This window comes from Streptomyces sp. WAC05374 (assembly GCF_004353505.1).
Taxonomy (GTDB): domain Bacteria; phylum Actinomycetota; class Actinomycetes; order Streptomycetales; family Streptomycetaceae; genus Streptomyces.
The window spans coordinates 25967-48786 of the sequence record NZ_SMNQ01000002.1 but is presented as its reverse complement, the minus strand read 5'-3'; the positions used below and the strand labels follow the sequence as shown (position 1 = coordinate 48786).

Genomic DNA, 22820 nt, shown 5'->3' with positions numbered 1-22820 from the left:
GGCAAGATCCGAAAGACACGCCCTGGTCCGAGGCACCGTCATGGACGACTCCCGGCACGCCCTGATCATCGCCAACGACGATTATCAGGAGGGCGGCCTGCAGACACTCACCTCACCCGCCGCGGACGCGGAGGCACTCGCCGAGGTACTGGGGGACCCGCGCATAGGCGGCTTCGACGTACAAGTGGTGCGCAATCAGCCGTCCTACGAAATCCGCAGGCGCATCGAAGACTTCTTCGAGGAGCGCCGGACCACCGACATGCTGCTGTTGCACTTCTCGTGCCACGGTCTGAAGAACGAGGCGGGGGAGCTGTATTTCGCCGCGACCGACACGCTCCCGAAGCGCCTGCGGGCCACCGGAGTCGCGTCCGCCTTCGTCGAGGAGTGCATGGCCGACACCGTGGCGCGTACGAGGGTCCTGTTCCTGGACTGCTGTTTCGGCGGCGCCTTCTCCCCGGGCACGAGGCCCCGTGCGGCCGGTGACGTGCACGTGCTGGAGAACTTCGCCGACGACAAACTCGGCGGTGAGGGACGCGGATGGGCGGTCATCGCCGCCTCCGACTCCATGCAGTACGCCTTCGAGGGCGCCCGCCTCGCCGACGGCGGCGAACCGAAGCCGTCGGTCTTCACCAGCGCGCTGGTGAAGGGCCTCTCCACCGGGGAGGCCGACCAGGACGAGGACGGCAAGGTCTCGCTCAGCGAGCTGTACGAGTACGTCTACAACCGGGTGGTCCGCGCGAACAGGAACCAGACGCCGCGGTGCAAGTCCGACTACCGGGGGGATCTGTACCTGGCCCGCACCGAGCGGCGCAGCATCGTGCCGGCCGAACTGCCGGAGCGGCTGCGGGCCGCGCTCGCCAGCGAGGAGATGTACACGCGGCTGGGGGCGGTCACCGAACTGAGCGACTGGATGAGGCACACGGACCTGTCCATGGCCGCGGGCGCCCGTCAGGCCCTGGAGCACGTCGCCCGCAACGACATCCACACCGTGGCGGAACGGGCGGGCGCCGCCCTCGCCGCCGTGCGGATCGCCCCCGAGCCGGCCGCCCTGCGCTTCGCCCCGGTGCCCCGGCACGCGGTCCCGCCCAAGCAGCACGTGCGCCTGCTCGGCCCGCCCGTGGCCCGGAGCTGCACCCCCCGGCCGAGCGACGACCGGCTGCACGCGGTCCAGTCCGGTGACGGGCTCGACGTGACCATCGACACGGCCACGCCGGGGCCACTGAGCGGCGACATCGTGCTGAAGGGCTGCGTGGGCGAAGCGCGCATCCACGTGGACGCGGAGGTGCGGGAGCCACCGAAACAGCCGACCAAGACACCGCAGGAACTGGAGGAGGAGCGAAGGCGTCAGGAGGAGGAGCGAAGGCGCCAGGAGGAGGCACGGCGTCAGGAGGAACGCCGCCGCGCCGAGGAGCAGCGCCGCCGCGCCGAGGCGGAACGCCGCGCCGAGGAGGAACGCCGCCGCGCCGAGGCGGAACGCCGCGCCGAGGAGGAACGCCGCCGCGCCGAGGCGGAACGCCGCGCCGAAGAACAGCGGAGCCACGCCACCACGCCCCCGCCCGGCCTCAAGGCCTACCGCGCGCCCGCGCTCGCCGCCGCCGCCCTGGGGACGGCCATCGCCTCGCTGGCCCTGGGCATCAAGGCGACCGTGGAAGCGGTCCGGCTGCCGCAAGCGGGGGAGACCTGGGTCAACATCCAGAGCCACCTCGCCCAGGAGTCGACCCGCGACCTCGTCGTCTGCCTGGTCCTGGCGCTCGTCTCGCTGATCCTCGTCGGCGTCGCCCGCTACGACCTCCGGTCCTCCACCGGGCTGTACGACGAACGCCGCAAGGCCGCCGCGCGCCTGCTCACCTGGTCCGCGAAGGTGCTCGCTCTCCCGGTGCTCGTCCTGGCGCTGCTCGGCATCATCGCCGTGATGATCGCCGCCAACATAAGCTGAACCGACACCTCCCGCCCCGGCGCCGGCCGGCCCTCAGCGGCCCTCGGCGCACCCCGTTCCCGCCATCACCAGCGCCTGGTCCAGGGCCTGGAGGAACCGGTTCGTCGTCACCCGGTCCCGGACCGCGAGCCGCAGCCACTGCGGGCCCAGCCCCGGGAACGTGTCGCCCCGCCGGGCCGCGAACCCCAGCGACCGCAGCCGGTCCCGCACCACGTCCGCGCCCTCCATGCGGACCAGCACGAACGGCCCCTCCGCCGCCGTCACCACCCGTACCTCGTCGAACTCCGCCAGCCCCGCCAGCAGATGCGCACGCTCCACCGCCATGCGGTGGGCCGCGTCCTCCGCCTCCGCCAGCGCCGCCCGCGACATGCACGCCTCGGCGGCCGCCAGCGCGGGCGACGACACCGGCCACAGCGGCTGGGCCCGCTCCAGGGCCGTCACCGTGCCCGGATCGGCCAGCACGTAGCCGATCCGCAGCCCGGCCAGGCCCCACGTCTTGGTGAGGCTGCGCAGCACGACCAGACCCGGCACGTCCGTGCGGCCCGCCAGCGCCTCGCGCTCGCCCGGCACCGCGTCCATGAACGCCTCGTCCACCACCAGCGTCCGCCCGGGCCGGGCCAGCCGGGCCAGCAGGGCGGCCGGGTGCAGCACCGACGTCGGGTTCGTCGGATTGCCGACGACCACCAGGTCGGCGTCCTCCGGTACCGCCTCCGGGTCCAGCCGGAACCCGTCCTCCTCGCGCAGCAGCACCCGGCGCACCTCGTGCCCCGCGTCCCGCAGCGCCGCCTCCGGCTCCGTGAACTGCGGGTGCACCACCACCGGTCTGCGCACCGGCAGTGCCCGTGCCAGCAGCACGAACGCCTCCGCCGCGCCCGCCGTCAGCAGCACCCGCTCGGGCGGCAGGTCGTGGCGGGCCGCGACGGCGGCCCGGGCGGCCCGCCCGTCCGGATAGGCGGCCAGTCCCGTCAGGGAGGCCGCGATGCGTTCCCGCAGCCAGTCGGGCGGGGTGTTCGTCCGGACGTTGACCGCGAGATCGGTCAGTTTCTCGTCCCGGACCTCCGCGTCACCGTGGTGCCGCAGATCGTGAGTGTCGGTGTGGGTATGCATGGCCGCCAGCGTGTGGGTGAAGTGGGGGGTGGGGGACGGGAGACCCTGGGCCTCCCGGTAGCGCTCCATGAACAGGGTCTAACACTCCGGTGTCTCCCCACCGGTGTACCCGTGACCCACATTCAACAACCGCCTGCGCGCCAGCGCACATGTCACCCGTCCCTTCCCCGACACCCGCTTGGGTACGAGGAGTTCGCCCCCGCCGACCAGCGCGGCCGCCTCCGCCACCGACGGCGTCCCCGCCGCCGCCCTGACCCGCTCCGACGGGTGCGGCACGGCGACCCGGGCCAACTCCCGCGCCGGATACGTCCGCAACGGCACACCGAGCCGGGCCGCCGCCTCGACGATCCCCGCCTCGCCCGCCTTGGAGTCGACGGTGGCCAGCTCGCTCACCACGGAGGCGGGCAGCCCCGCCTCCCGCAGCGTCTCCTCGATCAGCCCGAGCACCGCACGGGCGGACACGCCCCGCCCGGCCCCCACACCGACCACCACCGTCATCGCGCGCAGTGCTCCACGAACCGCCGCGCCGTCTCCGGCACGCCCGCCCAGTGGGTGTGCACGTAACTGGCGTGCACACCGCCCCGCACGAACCCCTCCACCCGCCGTTCCGGCTGCCGCAGCCCCCACGCGGGCGCCGGGCCCGCGCCCGGCTCGATCACCGTGCGGTGGAACTCGTGCCCCCGCATCCGCGTCCCGGCCGCCGCCAGCGGGCTGTCGCCCACCGCCACCGCGTCCCGGTAGCCGAGCGTCAGACGCTGCGACATCCGCGCCTCCGCGTCCAGGACACCGCACATCGGCCGGCCGTCCAACGACCGGGCCAGATACAGCAGTCCGGCACACTCGGCGGCGACGGGCGCCCCGGACGCCGCCAGCTCCGCGACCGCCTTGCGCAACCGGGCGTTCGCCGACAGCTCGGCCCCGTACACCTCGGGGAACCCGCCCCCGATCACCAGCCCGGCCGTCCCCTCCGGCAACTCCTCGTCCCGCAGCGGGTCGAACGTCACGACCTCCGCCCCGGCGGCGCGCAGCAGCTCCGCGTGCTCGGCGTACGAGAACGTGAACGCCGCCCCACCGGCGACGGCCACCACCGGCCGCCCCGCGACCGGTTCGAGCGCCGGCTCCCAGGGCGCGTCCGGCAGCGGGGGCGCCGACCGCGCCAGCGCCAGCAGGGCGTCCAGGTCGCACCCCGCCCGTACCTGCTCCGCCTGCGCAGCGACCGCCTCCACGGCCGCCGCCTGCCGTTCGGCCACCGGCACCAGGCCCAGGTGGCGCGAGGGCGTCGCGACCGCGGGCGCCCGCCGCAGCACACCCAGCACGGGCACGCCCGACTCCCCGAGCGCCTCGCGCAGGAGATGCTCGTGCCGGTCGGTGGCCACCTTGTTGAGGATGACCCCGCCGATCCGCACCTCCGGGTCCCAGGACGCGAAGCCGTGCACCAGCGCGGCCACCGACCGCGACTGCGACGAGGCGTCCACCACCAGGACCACCGGTGCCTTCAGCAGCTTGGCGACCTGGGCCGTGGACGCCAGCTCACCCTGGTCGGCGGCACCGTCGTACAGGCCCATCACGCCCTCGACGACCGCCAGGTCGCAACTCCGCGCGCCGTGCGCGAACAGCGGCGCGACCAGGCCCGTACCGCACATGAAGGCGTCGAGGTTGCGGCCCGGGCGGCCGGTGGCGAGCGCGTGGTAGCCCGGGTCGATGTAGTCGGGGCCCACCTTGTGGGGGGACACCGCCAGACCACGGCCGGCGAACGCGGCCATCAGGCCGGTCGCGACCGTGGTCTTGCCCGCGCCCGACGAGGGCGCGGCGATGACGAGACGTGCTACCACTCGATGCCCCGCTGGCCCTTCTGACCCGCGTCCATCGGGTGCTTGACCTTCGACATGTCGGTGACGAGGTCGGCGAACTCGCACAGCTCGGCGGGGGCGTTGCGACCCGTGATCACCACGTGCTGCTGACCGGGCCGGTTCCTCAGGACCTCGACGACCTCGGCGGTGTCGATCCAGCCCCAGTGCAGCAGGTAGGCGAACTCGTCGAGGACGTAGAACTTGTACCGCTCCTCGGCGAGGTCCCGCTTGACCTGTTCCCAGCCCTCGCGCGCCTTGTCCTCGTGCGACTGCTCGCCGTCCTTGGGGTCGCGCTGGATCCAGGACCAGCCCTCGCCCATCTTGTTCCAGGTGACGGTGCCGCCCTTGCCGGTCTCGCCGAGCGCCTTCAGGGCGTTCTCCTCGCCGACCTTCCACTTCGCGGACTTGACGAACTGGAAGACCCCGATCGGCCAGCCCTGGTTCCAGGCGCGCAGCGCCATGCCGAACGCGGCCGTCGACTTCCCCTTGCCGACACCCGTGTGCACCATCACCAGCGCGCGGTTGCGGCGCTGGCGGGTGGTCAGTCCGTCGTCCGGTACGACGGTCGGCTGTCCCTGCGGCATTAAGCGGCCCTCCCAGTAGTTGCTCTGACATCCCTGACGAGACCCGCGATGGCGTCCGCCCGCAGTTCGTCGAGTGTGACGGCGGTGCCGCCGAGGGCACCGGCCAGTTCGCCGGCCATCCCGAGCCGCACCGGCCCGGTCTCGCAGTCCACGACCACCGACGCGGTGCCCTCGGCGGCGTGCAGGCCGGCCGCGCGGGCGGCCAGGGCCACGGGGTCCGGCCCGCCGGTCGCCCGGCCGTCCGTGACGACGACCAGCAGCGGGCGGCGCGCCGGGTCGCGCAGCCGCTCCACCCGCAGCACCTCGTGCGCCTTCAGCAGCCCCGCCGCGAGCGGGGTGCGCCCGCCGGTCGGCAGCCGCTCCAGGCGCGCGGCGGCCGCGTCGACCGACGACGTGGGCGGCAGCGCGAGGTCGGCCGCCGAGCCACGGAAGGTGACCAGTCCGACCTTGTCACGCCGCTGGTAGGCGTCCAGCAGCAGCGACAGCACGGCACCCTTGACCGCGCCCATCCGCTGCCGGGCCGCCATCGAGCCTGACGCGTCCACCACGAACAGCACCAGGTTCCCCTCGCGCCCCTCGCGCGTCGCCTGGCGCAGATCGTCACGCCGGACGACCAGCCCGGGGCCGGACCGCCCGCGCGCCCGCTGGTGCGGGGCGGCCGCCTGCACGGTCGCCGCCAGGTGCAGCTTGGTCAGGGCGCCCCGCGGGCGCCGCGCCCCAGTCGTCCGGCCGTGCTCGGTGCGCGCGCGGGACCGGCGCCCCGCCGCGCCGTCGCCCAGGCCCGGCACGCTCAGCACCTTCGTGCGGAACGGCTCGGCGGCCTTGACGGGCGCCTGCTCGCCGCCGCCGCTGCCGGGGGCAGGAGCGGGAGCGGGCGCCGGGGACTCCTCCGTCCCGGGCGCGGCCTCCGGCTCCCCGCCCTGCGGGGGCACGCCGCCGCCGCCGTCCGGGCCGCCCCCGGGGCCGTCCGGGCCCGGGTCGGGGTCCGGGTCGTCGTCCCCGCCGAACTCCTCCAGCGTCTCGTCCAGCTTGTCCTCGTCGAGCCCGGGCGCGTCGAACGGGTTGCGCCGGCGCCGGTGCGGCAGCGCCAGCAGCGCCGCCTGCCGTACGTCGTCGGACGTGACGTCCGTGCGCCCCGCCCACGCGGCCAGCGCCGTCGCCGTACGCGCCATCACGATGTCGGCGCGCATGCCGTCCACCTCGAACGCCGCACAGGTCGCGGCGATCTGCCGCAGCGCCGCGTCGCCCAGCGTCACCTCCGGCAGCAGCGCCCGCGCCGCCACGATCCGCTCCCGCAGCGCGGCCTCCTCACCGGCCCACCGCGCCGCGAAGCCGGCCGGGTCGTCGTCGAACGCCAGTCGGCGCCGCACCACCTCGACCCGCTGCTCCGGCTCCCGCGAGGCGGCCACCTCCACGGTCAGCCCGAACCGGTCCAGCAACTGCGGCCGCAGCTCGCCCTCCTCCGGGTTCATGGTCCCGACCAGCAGGAAGCGGGCGGCATGCCGTACGGAGACGCCTTCCCGCTCCACGTACGAGGCGCCCATGGCGGCCGCGTCCAGCAGCAGGTCCACGAGGTGGTCGTGGAGCAGGTTGACCTCGTCGACGTACAGCACGCCCCGGTGCGCGTCCGCCAGCAGACCCGGCTCGAACGCCTTCACGCCGTCCGCGAGCGCCCGCTCGATGTCGAGGGCACCGACGAGCCGGTCCTCCGAGGCGCCGACGGGCAGCTCGACCATCCGGGCCGGGCGGCTCACCGCCTCCGCCAGGGTGTGCGGCCCGTCGGGGCAGGCGGGGTCGGGCGAGCCGGGCGCGCAGGAGAAGCGGCAGCCCGCGACGACGTCGACGTCCGGCATCAGCGCCGCCAGGGCTCGCACGGCCGTCGACTTGGCGGTGCCCTTCTCACCGCGTACGAGGACACCGCCGACGGCCGGGGACACCGCGTTCAGCAGCAGCCCGAGCCGCAGGTCGTCCTGTCCGACGATCGCGGTGAAGGGGTAGTGGGGTGCGTCGCTCATGACGGTGCTCCGGGTGCGATGAAGGGAAGTCCTGCGGGCGGGCCCTGCTCGATGAGTTTCCAGAGCGCCTCCGTGTCGGCGTGTTCCTCGATCAGGTCGCCGAGCCGGTCGAGCTGCTCCTCGCGCAGCGCGCCGAACGAGGTGTCGGGCGCCGGTACGAAGCGTCTGCCGGCCGCCCGCGCCACCTGGGTGAGGAACGCCCGGCGGAAGCCGTCGCTCTCCAGCGAGCCGTGCCAGTGCGTCCCCCACACGGCCCCGACACGGCACCCGTCCAGGAACGGCTCGCCGCCCCGTACGTCGGCGACGCCGTGGTGGATCTCGTACCCCTCGACGGGCTCGCCGAGGGCCTCGCCGCTCGGCCGGGCGAGCGTCTTCTCGGTCGCGAACCGCACCCGTACCGGCAGCAGCCCGAGGCCCGCGACCTCGCCGGCCCGGGACTCGACCTCGTCCTCGATGTGCTCGCCCAGCGCCTGGAAGCCGCCGCAGATACCGAGCACCGGGCGGCCCTCGGCGGCCCGCCGCGCGATCGCGTCCGCGAGGCCCCGCTCGCGCAGCCACGCCAGCGCCTTCACCGTCCCGCGCGTGCCGGGCACCACGACCAGGTCCGCGTCGGCGAGCTCCTCGGGACGGTCCACGAACCGCACGACCACGCCCGGCTCGGCGGCCAGCGCGTCGACGTCCGTGAAGTTCGACATCAGCGGTACGGCGCACACGGCGACCCGCAGCACGTCCGCGCCGACCGGCGGCGCCACGACCGACTCGCGCACCGCGCCGCGCAGCGACACGCTCCCCCCTGCTTTCGACTTCGCTCGAGCAGGGGGGACCCCCATCCCGTCCTCCTCGTCGATGCCGAGCCCGTGCGCGTACGGCAGGACACCGAACGTCCGGCGCCCCGTCAGGCCCAGCAGCATGTCCAGGCCCGGCTCCAGCAGCGTCACGTCACCGCGGAACTTGTTCACCAGGTACCCCGCGACCAGCTCCTGGTCCTCGGGCGCCAGCAGCGCCGTCGTCCCGAAGAACTGGGCGAAGACCCCGCCCCGGTCGATGTCGCCGACCACGACGACGGGGAAGCGGGCGGCACGGGCGATGCCCATGTTGACGATGTCGTTGCGGCGGAGGTTGATCTCGGCGGGGCTGCCCGCGCCCTCGCAGATCACGGCGTCGTACGTGCTCCGCAGCTCCTCCAGGCACTCGACGACCGTGCCGAGCAGCGCCTGCTGCCGGCCCCCGTGGTAGCCGCGGGCGCTCAGCTCGCCGACCGGCCTGCCCATCAGCACGACCTGGCTGGAGCGGTCGCTGCCGGGCTTCAGCAGCACCGGGTTCATCAGCGCGGTCGGCTCCACGCGGGCCGCCTGCGCCTGCATGGCCTGCGCACGGCCGATCTCCGCGCCCTCGCGGGTGACGAAGGAGTTGAGGGACATGTTCTGCCCCTTGAACGGCGCTACCTTCACGCCCTGCCGTACCAGCCAGCGGCAGATGCCGGCCGTGACGACGCTCTTGCCCGCGTCGGACGTGGTGCCCGCGACGAGCAGCCCCCCACCCTTGCTCATGTACGCCTCCGCTTGATAGCCCCGTACGCCAGCCGCCCGCCCACGCACACCGCGAGCGTGAGGGCACTCACCCGGCGCGACAACCGCACCGCCCGCTCGATGTCCGCCACCTCCACGGCCCGGCCCTCGCCGTTGAGCACGGGCCGGTGCTCGACCCGGCCGCCGTACGACAGCGTCCCGCCGAGCCGTACGCCCAGCGCGCCCGCGAAGGACGCCTCGACCGGACCCGCGTTCGGGCTCGGGTGCCTGCCCGCGTCGGCCCGCCAGGCCCGCACCGCGCCGCGCGGGTTCCCGCCGGCGACCGCCGCGAGGGCGGCCGTCAGCCGGGCGCCGGGCCAGCCGGCCACGTCGTCGAGGCGGGCCGAGGCCCAGCCGAAGCGGCGGTACTTCGGCGACTTGTGCCCGACCATCGCGTCCAGGGTGTTCACCGCCCGGAACGCCACCAGCCCCGGTACGCCGGCGATCGCGCCCCACACCAGGGCGCCGGTCACGGCGTCGGAGGTGTTCTCGGCGACCGACTCGACGACCGCGCGGGCGATGCCGGGGCCGTCCAGGGCCTGCGGGTCGCGCCCGCACAGGTGCGGCAGCCGCTCCCGGGCCACGTCCAGGTCACCGGCGGCGAGCGCGCCACCGATGGCGCGGGCCTCGCGGCCCAGCGTCGTACCGCCGACGACCGCCCACACGGAGGCCGCGGTCAGCGCGACGGGAAGGGCGCCCCGGTGGCGTACCGCCCGGGCGGCGAGCGCCGCCGCACCGGCGGCGCCACCGGCGCACACCACGGCGTGCAGCGCGCCCCAGGCGCGGTGGTCGCGCCACAGCACGCCCTCGACCCGGGCGGCGGCGCGGCCGAACGCGGCTACGGGGTGACCCCGGCGGGGGTCGGCGAGGAGCAGATCGGCGGCGAGCCCGGCGGCCGCGCCGCAGGCGAAGACTTGGTCACTGCGCATCGGTTCAGCCCGCCGATACGCCTCGCCGGCCATGGGGACGCACGTGTCTGTAGGGGTAGCCGCGCATGGGTGATGTCCTCACTCAGGGTCCGCGCCCTGGCTCGACGTGACCGGCGACGAGAGTTCCTGACTCATCCGGCCGCACGGGGCGGGCCGGACTCACAGTGGCGGGACCGCGCCGGAATCGCACCGGCTTCCTCTCCTGCCGCCGTAATGGCCCCGGCAGTCCACCACGCCCTGCGAACGCCCGTCAACTCGCCGTTGACCTGCGGCGGGAGGTTGTGCCGAGGCACACACCGGCGCACGACGGCGCCCCCGGAACGGTGTGCGTTCCGGGGGCGCCGTCGTACGTGGCGTGCTCAGGTGACGATCAGGAAGATTCCGTACGCCACCGCGGCGGCGCAGAGCGCGAAGCAGGCGTACGCGCCCGTGCGGGCCATGACGGCCGAGCCGCCGTTCGCGGAGGCCGTCTCCTGCTTGGAGAGGCCGACGATGCCGAGGGTGAACAGGCCCACCAGTGCGACGGTGGCCAGGAGGCTGACCCCGAAGACGGAGCCGAGTGCTGCCCAGTCGATCTTCATGCTGTTCTTTCCTTACACCGTGGCGGCGGGAGCCGGGGTGGTGGATGCCGTGTCCTCGCCGGCGGGAGCCGGGATGGTGGCCTTGAGGTCGGTGACGTTGCCGGCCGGCGGCGGGGTGACGGCCGCGATCGCGGTGGTCACGACGCCCGCGGGCTCGTCCTCCGGCTCCACGTCGTTGACGTTGGTGTGGTCGACGACCTGGCGGCGGGAGATGAACCAGATCGCGGCGCACGAGGCGACCAGGAAGACCGCGACGGCGGCGACGCCCCAGTCACCCTGCTGGGTGACGTACTCCGAGGCGGCGGCGACCAGACCGGCGGCCGGCAGGGTCAGGCCCCAGGCGACGAACATCCGGGTGGCCGTGGACCAGCGGACCACGCCGCCCTTGCGGCCGAGGCCCGCGCCCATCACGGCGCCGGAGCAGGAGTGGGTCGTCGACAGCGAGAAGCCCAGGTTGGACGAGGCCAGGATGACGGCCGCGGCGCCGGTCTGGGCGGCGAAGCCCTGCTGCGGCTGGAGGTCGGTCAGGCCCTTGCCCATGGTGCGGATGATGCGCCAGCCGCCCAGGTAGGTGCCGAGCGCGATCGCCACACCGGCGGAGACGATCACCCACAGGGGCGGGTTGGAGCCGGGCGCGAGGGCGCCGGCGGAGACCAGGGCCAGGGTGATGATGCCCATGGTCTTCTGCGCGTCGTTGGTGCCGTGGGCGAGCGAGACCAGACCGGCGGAGGCGATCTGACCGGCGCGGTAGCCCTTGCGGCCGGTCTTGTCGTCGATGTGCGCGTTGGCCTTGTACGTCAGCCGGGTGGCGAGCATCGCGGCGGCGCCGGCCACGACCGGGGCGGCGACGGCCGGGATCAGGACCTTGGTGACGACGACGCCGCCGTTGACGCCGCTCAGGCCCACCGAGGCGATGGTGGCGCCGACCAGGCCGCCCATCAGGGCGTGGGAGGAGCTGGACGGCAGACCGACCAGCCAGGTCAGCAGGTTCCACAGGATCGCGCCGACGAGCGCCGCGAAGATCACTTCGGGTTGGATGCCCTCTTCGTTGACGAGTCCGCTGGAGATCGTCTTGGCGACCTCGACGGACAGGAAGGCACCCACCAGGTTCAGCACGGCGGACATGGCCACCGCCGTCTTGGGCTTCATCGCGCCGGTCGAGATGGTGGTCGCCATCGCGTTGGCGGTGTCATGGAAACCGTTCGTGAAATCGAACACGAGAGCTGTCACGACCACAATGGCGAGCAGCAGCGTGATGTGTTCCATTTACCCAGGCAATCGTTCGACGTCAGTGGTTCGGCGAACGTAGGCAACCTGAGTGAACGGAAGGTGAACTGGGTCGGGCGTCGTGGTGACCCCTAACAGGGGGCGGCGGTTCCGCTTCCGGCTCCCGGTGTCCGCTGAGAGGGGCGCGGCCCCCCGGAATCCGGGCGTTTCCGGCCTCTCGCCCGACCCCGGCGGCCCCCTCGCGGCGCCCGCCGCCGGGCGCGCGCCACCGGGCCGAAGAGATACTCATCACCCCGCCGTGCCCCGACCGGCCCGGCGCGACAGGATCGGGTGCATGACACACGACGCGATCGAGCGGGCATGGGGCGCCCTCGTGGACACCGCCCGCAGGACAGTGACGGACGGGCTGGTCGTCGGCACCTCCGGGAACGTCTCGGTACGGGTGGGGGACCTCGTGCTCGTCACCCCCAGCGGCGTGCCGTACGACCGGCTCACCCCCGCCGACACCGTCGCCGTCGACCTCGACGGCACCCAGGTGCGCGGCCGGCTCACCCCCACCAGCGAGCTGCCCATGCACCTGGAGATCTACCGCCACACCACGGCGGGAGCGGTCGTGCACACCCACGCCGTGCACGCCACGGCCGTCTCCACCCTCGTCACCGAACTGCCACCGATCCACTACATGACCGGGGCCCTCGGCGGCCCCGTCCGGGTCGCCCCCTACGCGCTGTACGGCACGGACGAGCTGGCCCGCAACATGCTGCGCGCCCTCGACGGCCGCACCGCGTGCCTGCTGCGCAACCACGGGACGATCGCCTACGGGGACGGTCTGGACCAGGCCTACGACCGCACGGCCCAGCTCGAATGGATGTGCCGGGTCTGGCTCACCGCCAGCTCCCTGCCCGGCCACACCCCCAGCCTGCTCACGCCCGCCGAACTCCACGAGGCGACCCACAAACTCCACGGCTACGGCCAGCCCCACTGACCCGGCACGGGGGTGTCCCCGCGCCCCTAGCGGCCGGGCCCCGGGGGACGGGTCGCGTGCGCGCGCCTCGGCCTCGACGGCGGGCCCGGCCCCGGGGGCGGGCCGCGTGCGGGCGCGCTCCGGCTTCGGCGGCCGGGCCGTGCCCGGGGGCGGGTCGCGGAGGCCCGGCGGCAGGCCCCGCCCGGGGGTCCCGGGAGGCGGGTCGCACGCGGGCGTCCTACGGCCCCGGCGGCCGGGCCCGCACGGGGGGCACCCCCCCCGGCCGTGCCGCGCAGCTCCCGCGGGACGACACTCCGCCGGGGGTGCCCACTGGCAGGCGGCGGCGCCCGCGTCGACACTGGAACGGTGCGCCCGGCTACAGCGACGGCAGCGGCCGTCACCACCCTGTTCGGTGTCGGCGCGGCCACGGTCGCGGCCGGCCGGTACGCCAGCAGCGCCGCGCTCAAGGTGCCGCCCGGCCGGCCCCTGCCCGGCGAGCCCCGGCTCACCGTGCACGCCACGGCCGCCGGGCAGGTCGCCCTGACCCGCGGCCTCGCCTCGGGACGCCCCGGCATCTACGGGCTCGTCGGCCCCGACGTCCACGCGGTCGTCGGCCCCGTCCTGGACGACGTGCCGCACTCCGCCGACACGGTCGTACGCCGCCTCGAACGCGTCGTCAGCGGCCGCCTGGAGGTGGGCAGCCGCGTCACGCTCACCCCGCAGCTCCACACCGGCACCCCTGCCGACGCGCTCGGTCTGGAGTACCAGGACGTGGAGGTGCCCGGCGAACTCGGCGCCCTGCCGGCCTGGTTCGTCCCCGCCGCCCGCTCCACCTGGGTCGTCACCGTGCACGGCATCGGCACCACACGCGAGCACCCCATGAACCTGATGGGGTTCCTCAACCGCATGCGCCTCCCGGTGCTCGACCTCGCCTACCGCGGCGACCCCGGAGCGCCCCGCCTCCCGGGCGGGCTCGGCCACCTCGGCGACTCCGAGTGGCGGGACCTGGACGCCGCCGTCCGGCACGCCGTCCGCGAGGGCGCCGAACGTGTGATCCTCCACGGCTGGTCCACCGGCGCCGCCATGGCCCTGCACGCCGCGGCCAACTCCGGCCTCCGGGACCGCATCGGCGGCCTCGTCCTCGACTCACCCGTCCTGGACTGGGAAGCCACGCTCCGGGCCCTGGCCACCGCCCGCCGCGTCCCCGCCCCGCTGCTCCCGCTCGCCGTGCGAGCCGCCCGGGGCAGCACGGGTGTGCACGGCGACCGGCTCGCCGAAGCGGCCGACCCCCAGGGCCTGCGCGTCCCGACCCTGGTCTTCCACGGCCCCGACGACCACCTGGCCCCCTGGCAGGGCTCCCGCGAGCTCGCCGCCCGCCGGGCGGACCTGGTCACCCTCCACACCGTCCCCAACGCCCCGCACGCCGCGATGTGGAACGCCGACCCCGACCGCTACGAGGAGGCCCTCCGCCGCTTCCTCACCGCCCTCGTCTGATACGCCGGCCCCGCCCCCTCCCACCCCGTCCCCGCCCCGTCCGTGCGGGGTGCGAACCCGGCGAATCGGATTCCGTTTGGGCTTTCGGGGCGTCAGCGGGAAGACTGCCCCCGTGACGTCTCGAAAGCCTGATGAGCAACTGGCGCGCAACTCCAGACTCCGACTCGTCCGTCCGCGGCCCCTGACGACGGCCCGACGGGCCGTGACGACCCGGCGCACGCGGCCGGTGCCACGGCCGCCGGAGGGGACACCGCCGCCCGCCGAGCTGGCCCGACAGGCGAGGGCGGTGCTCGCCGACGCCGTGCGCATCGCGCGCTGGGCCGCCGTCGAGCGCGACCGCGACCACGACCACGACGCCACCTCCGCGACCGAACGGGCCGCCGCCGCCCTGGACCTGACGCCCGCCCAGGTGCGGGCCGGCTGGGACCGCGCCCGGCTGGCCGGCCTCGTCGAACTCCACGGCGACACCGCCCGCCCCGGCTGGCGGCTGCGCGCCTGGGACCGGGACGATTCCGCCGTACTGCGCGGCTGGGTCGCCCTCTTCGACGCCTGGTCGCTCGTCCACCCGGCACCCGGCGACGTCGCCCCCGCCGCCGTCGCCGAGGTCGTGGAAGCCTTCCCCCAGGTGCTCTCCCTCCTCCAGCTCTCCGCCGGTCCCGTGCCCGTCCCTGCCCTGCTCGACCTGCTCCAGCAGCGCGTCGCCGAACTGCGCGAGGAGCGCTGCGAGGTGCCCGACGGCCCGCAGCCGCAGCCCCTGCCCGGCCCCGACTCCCTCGCCCGGCTGCTCGACTGGGCCCTGGAGGGCCTGGCGGCCGTCGGTGCGCTGACCCTCGGCGACAACCAGGCGACCCTCACCCCGCTCGGCAACTGGGCCGTATGGGTCAAGCTGGAGCAGATCTGCGTCGCCGCCCAGAGCCCCGCGGGCCACATCGAGCAGTCCGCCGAGGACATGCTGCGCGGCTGCGCCCGCCTCACCCCCGGTCCGGCCCGCGTCGAGTACCGGGCGTGGCTCGCCGCCCGCCCCGTCGGCAGTGCCGTCACCGAACTGCTCGCCGTCGCCCGGGGCGAGGACGCCCTGCTGCGCGGCCTCGCCTTCGAGGCACTCCGGGTCGTCGGCGCACCGGCCGAGGCCGAGGTGCGGGCCGCCGCCGCGGAGGTCAGCCTCCGCCCCTACGCCCTGCTCTGGCTCGCCGAGTACGAGGGCGCCGACCCGGACGAGGCCCCCGACGTCCTGACCCGCGAGGAGGCCACCTGGCTCTGGGTGGACACCGCCGCGGCCGTCGCCGACCACGGCGAGAGCGCCCTCCTGGTCCGCCACCTGGAGTCCGCCGTCCAGGGCACGGTGCCCGCGCTGCTCGACGAGGTCCGCGCGGTCGGCCACCCCCGCACCGTCCAGGTCCTGGTCGCCCTGGCCGCGGCGCACCCCGACCCCGCCCTCGCCAAGGCGATGCGCCGCGCGGCCTTCCAGGTCCACACCGGCGGGGCCTGACCGGCCTACTCCGCGCCGCCGGGGGCGTACGTCCCGAAGCTCCAGACGTTGCCCTCGGCGTCGCGCGCCATGTAGTCCCGCGACCCGTACTCCTGGTCCGTCGGCGGCATCAGCACCTCCACCCCGTGCTCCACCGCCCGGGCGTGGTGCGCGTCCACGTCCTCCACCACCACGTACACCCCCACCGGCCCCCCGCCCGCCATCGCCTTGGCGAAGACGCCGTCGCCACCCTTGCTGCCCAGCATCACCATGCCGCTGCCGTGGGCCAGCTCGGAGTGGACGACACGGCCGTCCTCGCCCTCGTACACGCTCACCTCGGTGAAACCGAAGGCTTCCTTCAGCGTTCTGATGGCCGCCTTCGCGTCCTCGTACAGGATCGTCGGATAGATGCTCGGTACGTTCGCCATGCTGATCACGCTCCGATTCCGCGCTCGACTTCACCCTTGCGACTGTGACCCGGATCTCAGCTTTTCCTCAGTCTGGCACCCGGCACCGACAACGCCCCGCCGAGCGGCCCCGGCTCACCGGAAGGTGTTGCGCCGGGCCATATCGCCCCACCGCGCCGCTCCGTGGTGCCATCGCCCCCGGCAGCACCCCGCGCCGCCCGCCCGGCGGACGGCCGCCCGGGCACGTCCCGCGCCTTCCGCGGCGGGCGCCGGCGCGGCCACCGAGCCGCGGACGCCGGCCCCCCACGCGCGTTCCCCGCCGCCGCGGCATGGCCGAAAAGCAGTTGCACACGCCCGTTAGACTGGCCCGTATGGCCATTCTCCCCGTGCATTAGACCGGCGTCGAAGCCACCGCACCCGCCGTCCTTCCGCCGTCTTCCCCACCGCCCTGGAGTCTGTCCGTGATCACCGCTTCCGGTATCGAGCTGCGCGCCGGCGCCCGCGTTCTCATCGAGTCCGCTTCCTTCCGCATCGCCAAGGGCGACCGCGTCGGCCTGGTCGGCCGCAACGGCGCCGGCAAGACGACCCTCACCAAGTGCCTCGCGGGCGAGGGCATCCCCGCGGGCGGCACCATCACCCGCTCCGGTGAGGTCGGCTACCTCCCGCAGGACCCCCGCACCGGCGACCTCGACGTCCTGGCCCGCGACCGCATCCTCTCAGCCCGCGGCCTGGACGTCCTGCTGCGCAAGATGCGGCAGAACGAGGAGCGCATCGCGAACGGCCAGGGCGCCACCCGCGAGAAGGCACTGCGCCAGTACGAGCGCCAGGAGACCGAGTTCCTCACCAAGGGCGGGTACGCCGCCGAGGCCGAGGCGGCCACCATCGCCCACGCCCTCGGCCTGCCCGACCGCGTCCTGGGCCAGCCGCTGCACACGCTCTCCGGCGGTCAGCGCCGCCGTGTCGAGCTCGCCCGCATCCTCTTCTCGGACGCCGACACCCTGCTCCTGGACGAGCCGACCAACCACCTCGACGCCGACTCCATCGTCTGGCTGCGCGACTACCTCAAGACCTACCGCGGTGGCTTCATCGTCATCTCCCACGACGTCGACCTTGTCGAGACGGTGGTCAACAAGGTGTTCTACCTGGACGCCAACCGGTCGGCGATCGACATCTACAACATGGGCTGGAAGCTCTACCAGCAGCAGCGCGAGGCCGACGAGAAGCGCCGCAAGCGCGAGCGCGCCAACGCCGAGAAGAAGGCAGCCGCCCTCAACGCGCAGGCCGACAAGATGCGCGCCAAGGCCACCAAGACCGTCGCCGCGCAGAACATGGCGCGCCGCGCCGAGCGGCTGCTGTCCGGCCTCGAGGACGTCCGCGCCGCCGACAAGGTCGCCAAGCTGCGCTTCCCGGAACCGGCGCCGTGCGGGAAGACCCCGCTCACGGCGGAGGGCCTGTCCAAGTCGTACGGGTCGCTGGAGATCTTCACCGACGTGGACCTCGCCATCGACAAGGGGTCGCGGGTCGTCATCCTGGGCCTCAACGGCGCGGGCAAGACGACGCTGCTGCGGCTGCTGGCCGGGGTCGAGACGCCCGACACCGGGCAGGTGACGCCGGGCCACGGCCTCAAGCTCGGCTACTACGCCCAGGAGCACGAGACCCTCGACCCGGACCGCACGGTCCTGGAGAACATGCGCTCCGCCGCGCCGGACCTCGACCTCGTCGAGGTCCGCAAGACGCTCGGCTCCTTCCTCTTCTCCGGCGACGACGTCGACAAGCCGGCGGGCGTCCTGTCCGGCGGCGAGAAGACCCGCCTGGCGCTGGCCACCCTCGTCGTCTCCTCGGCCAACGTCCTGCTCCTCGACGAGCCGACGAACAACCTCGACCCGGCCAGCCGCGAGGAGATCCTGGGCGCGCTGCGCACCTACAAGGGCGCCGTCGTCCTCGTCACCCACGACGAGGGCGCGGTCGACGCCCTCCAGCCGGAGCGGATCATCCTGCTGCCGGACGGCGTCGAGGACCTGTGGGGCGCGGACTACGCGGATCTCGTCGCGCTGGCGTAGCGAAGGGCCACGGGCGTCACCGAAGGGCCCGACGGCGTGGCGGAAGCGCCGCCGGCGAGGCCCTGATCGTCCCGCCATGGATCATTCGGCTTACCCGTGATCCATCATCTGAGTGAGGACGTCTCGTACTGCGGCGTGGCGCCGAGCGGATTTCCCGTCCCGGCCACACGCCCCGCCTTCCGTTGCCGTACCTCCCTGACCTGGCCTTTCGTCCCCGAGGCGGCCGCTGGTCCGGACCTGTCGGCCGGAATGTGGCCGCCCGGTGGTGAAACCTCGCGGCACAGACCTTGTCGAATGGCTGGCCAGGAGGCGCTCGAGGGGTGATCATGAGAAGACCAGAGCGCACTTCCCATGAGGAGGCACGGGTGGCCGAGACTCTGAAGAAGGGCAGCCGGGTGACCGGCGCCGCGCGCGACAAGCTCGCGGCAGACCTGAAGAAGAAGTACGACTCCGGTGCGAGCATCCGGGCATTGGCCGAGGAGACCGGCCGATCCTATGGGTTCGTCCACCGGATGCTGAGCGAGTCCGGAGTCACGCTGCGTGGACGCGGCGGAGCGACGCGAGGCAAGAAGGCCGCTTCGGCCTGACGGCCCAGTGACCTGACATTCCGAGCGCGGCTCGTCCGGCCCCACCGGTTCCGGCAGGGCCACCCGGTCGATCGCAGTGTCGGCCGGGTGGTTACTGTGCAGTCACTTGATGGCTGCACTGCTGCACCGGACCCGGAGGCGCCCCATGACCTCGCTCGACCCAGTCCTCGAAGTGCTTGACAAGGACGGCGTACGGCTCACCGTCGAAGACGCCGTTGCCACGGTGACCCTGACCAACCCGGCCAAGCGCAACGCCCAGTCTCCCGCTCTGTGGCGGGCGTTGGCGGAGGCCGGACGGTCGCTGCCGGGCAGCGTGCGGGTCGTGGTGCTGCGCGGTGAGGGCAAGTCCTTCTCCGCCGGACTCGACCGGCAGGCGTTCACGCCGGAGGGCTTCGACGGCGAGCCGTCGTTCCTGGATCTGGCACGGGGCTCCGACGCCGAACTCGACGCGGTCATCGCCGAGTACCAGGAGGCGTTCACCTGGTGGCGCCGTAACGACATCGTGTCGATCGCGGCCGTCCGGGGTCACGCGATCGGGGCCGGCTTCCAGCTCGCTCTCGCGTGCGACCTGCGGGTGGTGGGCGAGGACGTCCAGTTCGCCATGCGCGAGACCAGCCTGGGCCTCGTCCCCGACCTGACCGGCACGCACCCCCTCGTCACGGCGGTCGGCTATGCCCGCGCGCTGGAGATCTGCGCGACCGGGCGGTTCGTCCACGCCGCCGAGGCCGAGCGCATCGGGCTGGCCAACCTCGTCGTGCCCGCCGACGACCTCGACGCCGCCGTACGCGACCTGGCGGGCGCCCTGCTCGCGGCGCCGCGTGACGCGGTCGTCGAGACCAAGGCGCTGCTGCGCGGCGCGGGGGAGCGGACGTACGAGGAGCAGCGGACGGCCGAGCGTGCCGCTCAGGCGCGCCGCCTGCGCGACCTCGCCGGGCTCTCCGACTGACCCGTCCGACCCGACCGATCCTCGGGCGCGACGTCCGTGACCACCACGGTCACGGGCAGTTCGCCGCCGACGGCCCCGCGTACCGCCCGTGCCACGTCCAGCGCACGGTGGTCCGGGGCCGTCGCCAGTTCGACGCGCAGGTGGTCGGCGGCCCGGTGGACGGAGTGCCCGAGGGCCGTCGTCAGCCGGGCCACGCCCGTGACCGCCGCCGCGACGGCGGCCGCCGGGTCCTCCGCCGCCCGCACGTCCGCCCCCGGGGTCTGTGGCGCCGGGGTGTCCGTGGCCGGGGCGTGCGCCCGTGCCGGAGGCGCGGTGGGCGGCGCGTCCAGGAGCGCCGTCACCCGCAGGTCCACCTCCGCCACGGCCAGCCCGAGCCGTACCTCCGCCGCCGTGTGCAGCGCGGCACGCAGCCGCTCCGCCAGGTCGGGCAGCGGTACGCCGGGACCGGCGGCGAAGTCCGCCTCGATGCGCAGCGGGCCGGGCGGCAGCGAACCCGGCGGGGGCGGGAACACGGGCGCGGCCGGTGGGCCCGCCTCCGCGAGGGCGATCCGGAGCCGGCCCGGCTCCACCCCCGGCACCTTCCGTGCCGCCCCGCGCAGCACCGCGTCCGCGGCGCGCTCCGCCACCCAGGCACCGTCCTCCGGGCCACCCAGCGGAAGCAGCCGTCCCAGGCCGACCCTGCTGCGTACCGCGCTCACCCATCCGTCAGCCGTCGTCATTGCTCCAGCCTGCCGCATCCCCGGCGCGAGATCGGGCAACCACCCTTAATGTGTGCAAAGGAGGGCAAAACTCCCGAAGGGATGACGGTGATGACCGACGAGTCGCAGTCCGCTCAGTCCGCCCAGGCGGCGAAGGCCGCGCGGGTGAGGGAACCGGCCGCCGAGGAGACCAGGCGGACCTCCATGGCCAAGCGGAGCGGCGCCGGCGGCGACCCGGCGTCCCGCGGGCGCACCACCATCGCCGACGGGGTCGTGGAGAAGATCGCCGGGCTCGCGGCCCGGGACGTCGTCGGTGTTCACGCGATGGGCAGCGGCATCTCCCGCACCTTCGGCGCGGTGCGCGACCGGGTCCCCGGCGGCAGGCCCAGCGTCACGCGCGGTGTGAAGGCCGAGGTCGGAGAGGTGCAGACGGCGCTGGACCTGGAGATCGTCGTCGAGTACGGCGTCTCCATCCGCGATGTCGCACGCGCCGTGCGGGAGAACGTGATCTCGGCGGTGGAGCGGATGACCGGCCTGGAGGTCGTCGAGGTCAACATTGCGGTGAGCGATGTGAAGCTGCCCGAGGAAGAGGACGAAGAGCCGGAGTCACGGCTCCAGTAGCCAGCCGCAAGGAGCGCACGATGAGCATGGCGATGGTCGGCCTGGTGGCCGGAATGGCGCTCGGCTTCGCCGGATACTTCGGCGGCTTCGGGGCGTTTGTACTGGTGGCCGCGTTGGGAGCGGTCGGGTTCGTGGTGGGGCGGTTCCTCGACGGGGACCTGGAGCCCGGCGACCTGTTCCGGGGCCGTGACCGCGACGACCGGCGGCGGTGACGCGGTGACGGGGGTTGAGGCGGCGGAACGGGGCGCGACCACCATCGCCGACCGTGTCGTGGCGAAGATCGCCGCGCGCGCGGCCCGCGAGGCGCTCAAGGCCGCACCGGAGGAACCGGAGGAGGCGCCGGGGTCCGGGCCGGCCGGCCGGCCACCGCACGCGGCGGTGGTCGTCCACCGGGACGCCGCACGGATCCGGATCAGTCTGGAGCTGCGCTACCCCTGTGACATCGGTGCCCAGTGCGGCGCCGTGCGCCGTCAGGTGATCCGGCGCGTACGGACGCTGGCGGGCATGGAGGTGCCGGAGGTGGCGGTCCAGGTGGAGCGGCTGCACTCCCCGTACACGCGGGACAAGGGCCGCGGGAGGGTCCGATGAGCACGACAGCGCCCACCGAGCCGGCCGCCGGGGCGCCCGTGCCCGTACTGGAGGGCGGGGCGGGCGGCAGAGCCCACCGCTTCTGGTCCGTACGGCGCGTCCCGGCCGCGCTGCTCGCGCTCCTCGTACTCGGGGCCGCGGGCCTGCTGCTGTACGACGTCGCCGCGGTGGAGGCCGGGCGGCCCGGCATGCGCTGGCGCCGCGTCCTCGCCGACGACCTGGCCACCCGGCCGCTGGACGACGTGGCGGTGCTCGCCGGCGCGGCCGGGGCCCTCGTTCTGGGCCTGTGGCTGCTGGTGCTGGCCTGCACGCCCGGGCTGCGCGCCGTCCTGCCGATGCGGCGGGGCGACGGTCCGCTGCGGGCCGGTCTGCGGCGCGACGCGGTCGAGGCCGTGCTGCGCGAGCGGGCGACGGCGGTGGCGGGGGTGCAGTCCGTACGGGTACGGGCGCGGCGGCGCAAGGCCCTGGTACGGGCCGTGTCCCACTTCCGCGAGCTCGACGACGTACGCACCGATCTGGACACCGCGCTGCGTGCCGCGGTGGAGGAACTGGGCCTGGCGCGGCCGCCGGACGTGTCCGTGCACGTCCGGAAACCCGCGCGGAAGGGGTGAGCGGACATGCTGCGGACCGTCAACCGGGTGCTGCTGGCCCTGGCCGGAGCGGTGCTGGTGTGCGCGGGCGGCGCGGTGCTGGCGGCCGGCCTGGACCTGGGCGTGCCGTCGTGGTGGCCCTGGCGGGGCCCGGACTCCGTGCTGCTGAAGGGGTCGACGCGGCGGGCCTGGGCGTGGCCGGCCGTCATCGCGGTCCTCGCTGCGCTGGTGCTGCTGGCGCTGTGGTGGCTGCTGGCACAGCTTCGGCGGCACCGGCCGGCGGACGTGCTCGTCGACAGCCGGGACGGGGAGAGCGCGGTGCTGCGCGGCCGGGCCCTGGAGGACGCCGCGGCGTCGGAGGCCGAGGCCATGGACGGCGTGTCGGCCGCCCGTGTCCGGCTGACCGGCCGGCGCACGGCGCCCTCGGCGCGGGTGTCGCTGCTGCTGGAGCCGCACGCCTCACCGGCCGGCACCCTGGCGCGCCTGCGGGACGGCGCGCTCGCGCACGCCCGCGAGTCGGCGGGCCTCGACCGGCTCCCCGCCGAGGCCCACCTGCGCGCCGCCCGTCACCGCACGCGCCGCGTCACCTGACCGGCCGCC

Annotated in this window: 23 protein-coding genes and 1 riboswitch; of the genes, 12 read left to right on the top strand and 11 right to left on the bottom strand. The window is 74.6% G+C overall.

Going from position 1 to position 22820, the window contains the following annotated elements:
- Positions 1–40 precede the first annotated feature (40 nt).
- Positions 41–1936 carry a caspase family protein gene (locus tag E2B92_RS05210; protein WP_126887096.1) on the top strand — a complete coding sequence of 632 codons (1896 nt, stop codon included), beginning with the start codon at positions 41–43 and terminating at the stop codon, positions 1934–1936.
- Positions 1937–1969: 33 nt separating this feature from the next.
- On the opposite strand, the gene cobC is transcribed toward E2B92_RS05210, so the two are convergent.
- The 9 genes from cobC to E2B92_RS05165 all read right to left on the bottom strand — a co-directional run bounded on the left by cobC (position 1970) and on the right by E2B92_RS05165 (position 11836).
- Complete coding sequence (cobC, locus tag E2B92_RS05205; protein WP_185923648.1) at positions 1970–3043, bottom strand: Rv2231c family pyridoxal phosphate-dependent protein CobC; 1074 nt, start codon at positions 3041–3043, stop codon at positions 1970–1972.
- A gap of 78 nt (positions 3044–3121) precedes the next feature.
- Positions 3122–3541, bottom strand: a complete 420-nt coding sequence (locus E2B92_RS05200) for a cobalamin biosynthesis protein (RefSeq protein WP_126887094.1) — start codon at positions 3539–3541, stop codon at positions 3122–3124.
- Positions 3538–4875: a cobyrinate a,c-diamide synthase gene (locus tag E2B92_RS05195; protein WP_126887093.1), complete on the bottom strand. Its 1338-nt coding sequence runs from the start codon at positions 4873–4875 to the stop codon at positions 3538–3540. The genes E2B92_RS05200 and E2B92_RS05195 overlap by 4 nt, the downstream gene beginning before the upstream one ends.
- Complete coding sequence (gene cobO / locus E2B92_RS05190) at positions 4869–5477, bottom strand: cob(I)yrinic acid a,c-diamide adenosyltransferase (RefSeq protein ID WP_126887092.1); 609 nt, start codon at positions 5475–5477, stop codon at positions 4869–4871. The genes E2B92_RS05195 and cobO overlap by 7 nt, the downstream gene beginning before the upstream one ends.
- Complete coding sequence (locus E2B92_RS05185; protein WP_126887091.1) at positions 5477–7492, bottom strand: putative cobaltochelatase; 2016 nt, start codon at positions 7490–7492, stop codon at positions 5477–5479. The genes cobO and E2B92_RS05185 overlap by 1 nt, the downstream gene beginning before the upstream one ends.
- The gene (locus E2B92_RS05180; protein WP_126887090.1) at positions 7489–9042 is read right to left on the bottom strand and encodes a cobyric acid synthase; all 1554 of its coding nucleotides are present in this window, start codon (positions 9040–9042) and stop codon (positions 7489–7491) included. The genes E2B92_RS05185 and E2B92_RS05180 overlap by 4 nt, the downstream gene beginning before the upstream one ends.
- Entirely contained in the window at positions 9039–9989 is a 951-nt protein-coding gene (locus E2B92_RS05175) for a cobalamin biosynthesis protein (RefSeq protein ID WP_126887089.1), read from the bottom strand. Before E2B92_RS05175 ends, E2B92_RS05180 begins: the two co-directional genes overlap by 4 nt.
- Before the next feature lie 120 nt (positions 9990–10109).
- A riboswitch (cobalamin riboswitch) is annotated at positions 10110–10189 on the bottom strand.
- A gap of 159 nt (positions 10190–10348) precedes the next feature.
- Positions 10349–10570, bottom strand: a complete 222-nt coding sequence (locus tag E2B92_RS05170; protein WP_126887088.1) for a hypothetical protein — start codon at positions 10568–10570, stop codon at positions 10349–10351.
- Positions 10571–10582: 12 nt separating this feature from the next.
- Positions 10583–11836, bottom strand: a complete 1254-nt coding sequence (locus E2B92_RS05165; protein WP_126887087.1) for an inorganic phosphate transporter — start codon at positions 11834–11836, stop codon at positions 10583–10585.
- A gap of 295 nt (positions 11837–12131) precedes the next feature.
- On the opposite strand from E2B92_RS05165, the gene E2B92_RS05160 reads away from it, so the two are divergent.
- The 3 genes from E2B92_RS05160 (at position 12132) to E2B92_RS05150 (ending at position 15744) form a co-directional block, all read left to right on the top strand.
- A complete protein-coding gene (locus E2B92_RS05160) occupies positions 12132–12782 on the top strand; it encodes a class II aldolase/adducin family protein (RefSeq protein WP_126887086.1) in 651 nt (216 codons plus the stop codon).
- A gap of 345 nt (positions 12783–13127) precedes the next feature.
- On the top strand, positions 13128–14255 hold the full coding sequence (locus E2B92_RS05155; protein ID WP_126887085.1) for an alpha/beta hydrolase: 1128 nt from the start codon (positions 13128–13130) through the stop codon (positions 14253–14255).
- A 202-nt stretch (positions 14256–14457) separates the two neighbouring features.
- Positions 14458–15744 (top strand): hypothetical protein, encoded by a 1287-nt coding sequence (locus E2B92_RS05150; RefSeq protein WP_126885507.1) that lies wholly within the window; start codon positions 14458–14460, stop codon positions 15742–15744.
- Between the two features lie 5 nt (positions 15745–15749).
- Here the strand turns inward: E2B92_RS05150 and E2B92_RS05145 are convergent, their stop codons facing one another.
- The gene (locus E2B92_RS05145; RefSeq protein WP_126885508.1) at positions 15750–16151 is read right to left on the bottom strand and encodes a VOC family protein; all 402 of its coding nucleotides are present in this window, start codon (positions 16149–16151) and stop codon (positions 15750–15752) included.
- A gap of 440 nt (positions 16152–16591) precedes the next feature.
- Between E2B92_RS05145 and E2B92_RS05140 the strand changes: the two genes are divergently transcribed.
- The 3 genes from E2B92_RS05140 (at position 16592) to E2B92_RS05130 (ending at position 19723) form a co-directional block, all read left to right on the top strand.
- Complete coding sequence (locus tag E2B92_RS05140; protein ID WP_126885509.1) at positions 16592–18190, top strand: ABC-F family ATP-binding cassette domain-containing protein; 1599 nt, start codon at positions 16592–16594, stop codon at positions 18188–18190.
- Positions 18191–18555: 365 nt separating this feature from the next.
- Entirely contained in the window at positions 18556–18777 is a 222-nt protein-coding gene (locus E2B92_RS05135; RefSeq protein WP_006123601.1) for a helix-turn-helix domain-containing protein, read from the top strand.
- Positions 18778–18922: 145 nt separating this feature from the next.
- Complete coding sequence (locus E2B92_RS05130) at positions 18923–19723, top strand: enoyl-CoA hydratase/isomerase family protein (protein WP_126885538.1); 801 nt, start codon at positions 18923–18925, stop codon at positions 19721–19723.
- On the opposite strand, the gene E2B92_RS05125 is transcribed toward E2B92_RS05130, so the two are convergent.
- Positions 19681–20442: a hypothetical protein gene (locus E2B92_RS05125; RefSeq protein ID WP_126885510.1), complete on the bottom strand. Its 762-nt coding sequence runs from the start codon at positions 20440–20442 to the stop codon at positions 19681–19683. The two genes, E2B92_RS05130 and E2B92_RS05125, sit on opposite strands and share 43 nt — an antisense overlap.
- Positions 20443–20532: 90 nt before the next feature.
- Between E2B92_RS05125 and E2B92_RS05120 the strand changes: the two genes are divergently transcribed.
- Genes E2B92_RS05120 through amaP form a run of 5 tightly spaced genes read left to right on the top strand, consistent with a single transcriptional unit; the run spans position 20533 to position 22811 of the window.
- Positions 20533–21042 (top strand): Asp23/Gls24 family envelope stress response protein, encoded by a 510-nt coding sequence (locus tag E2B92_RS05120; protein ID WP_399431608.1) that lies wholly within the window; start codon positions 20533–20535, stop codon positions 21040–21042.
- 20 nt (positions 21043–21062) lie between these two features.
- Positions 21063–21254: a hypothetical protein gene (locus E2B92_RS05115; protein ID WP_126885512.1), complete on the top strand. Its 192-nt coding sequence runs from the start codon at positions 21063–21065 to the stop codon at positions 21252–21254.
- Positions 21229–21630, top strand: coding sequence for an Asp23/Gls24 family envelope stress response protein (locus tag E2B92_RS05110; protein WP_126885513.1), 402 nt, complete (start codon positions 21229–21231; stop codon positions 21628–21630). The genes E2B92_RS05115 and E2B92_RS05110 overlap by 26 nt, the downstream gene beginning before the upstream one ends.
- A complete protein-coding gene (locus tag E2B92_RS05105; RefSeq protein ID WP_126885514.1) occupies positions 21627–22241 on the top strand; it encodes a DUF6286 domain-containing protein in 615 nt (204 codons plus the stop codon). Before E2B92_RS05110 ends, E2B92_RS05105 begins: the two co-directional genes overlap by 4 nt.
- A gap of 6 nt (positions 22242–22247) precedes the next feature.
- Entirely contained in the window at positions 22248–22811 is a 564-nt protein-coding gene (gene amaP / locus E2B92_RS05100; RefSeq protein WP_126885515.1) for an alkaline shock response membrane anchor protein AmaP, read from the top strand.
- Positions 22812–22820 lie beyond the last annotated feature (9 nt).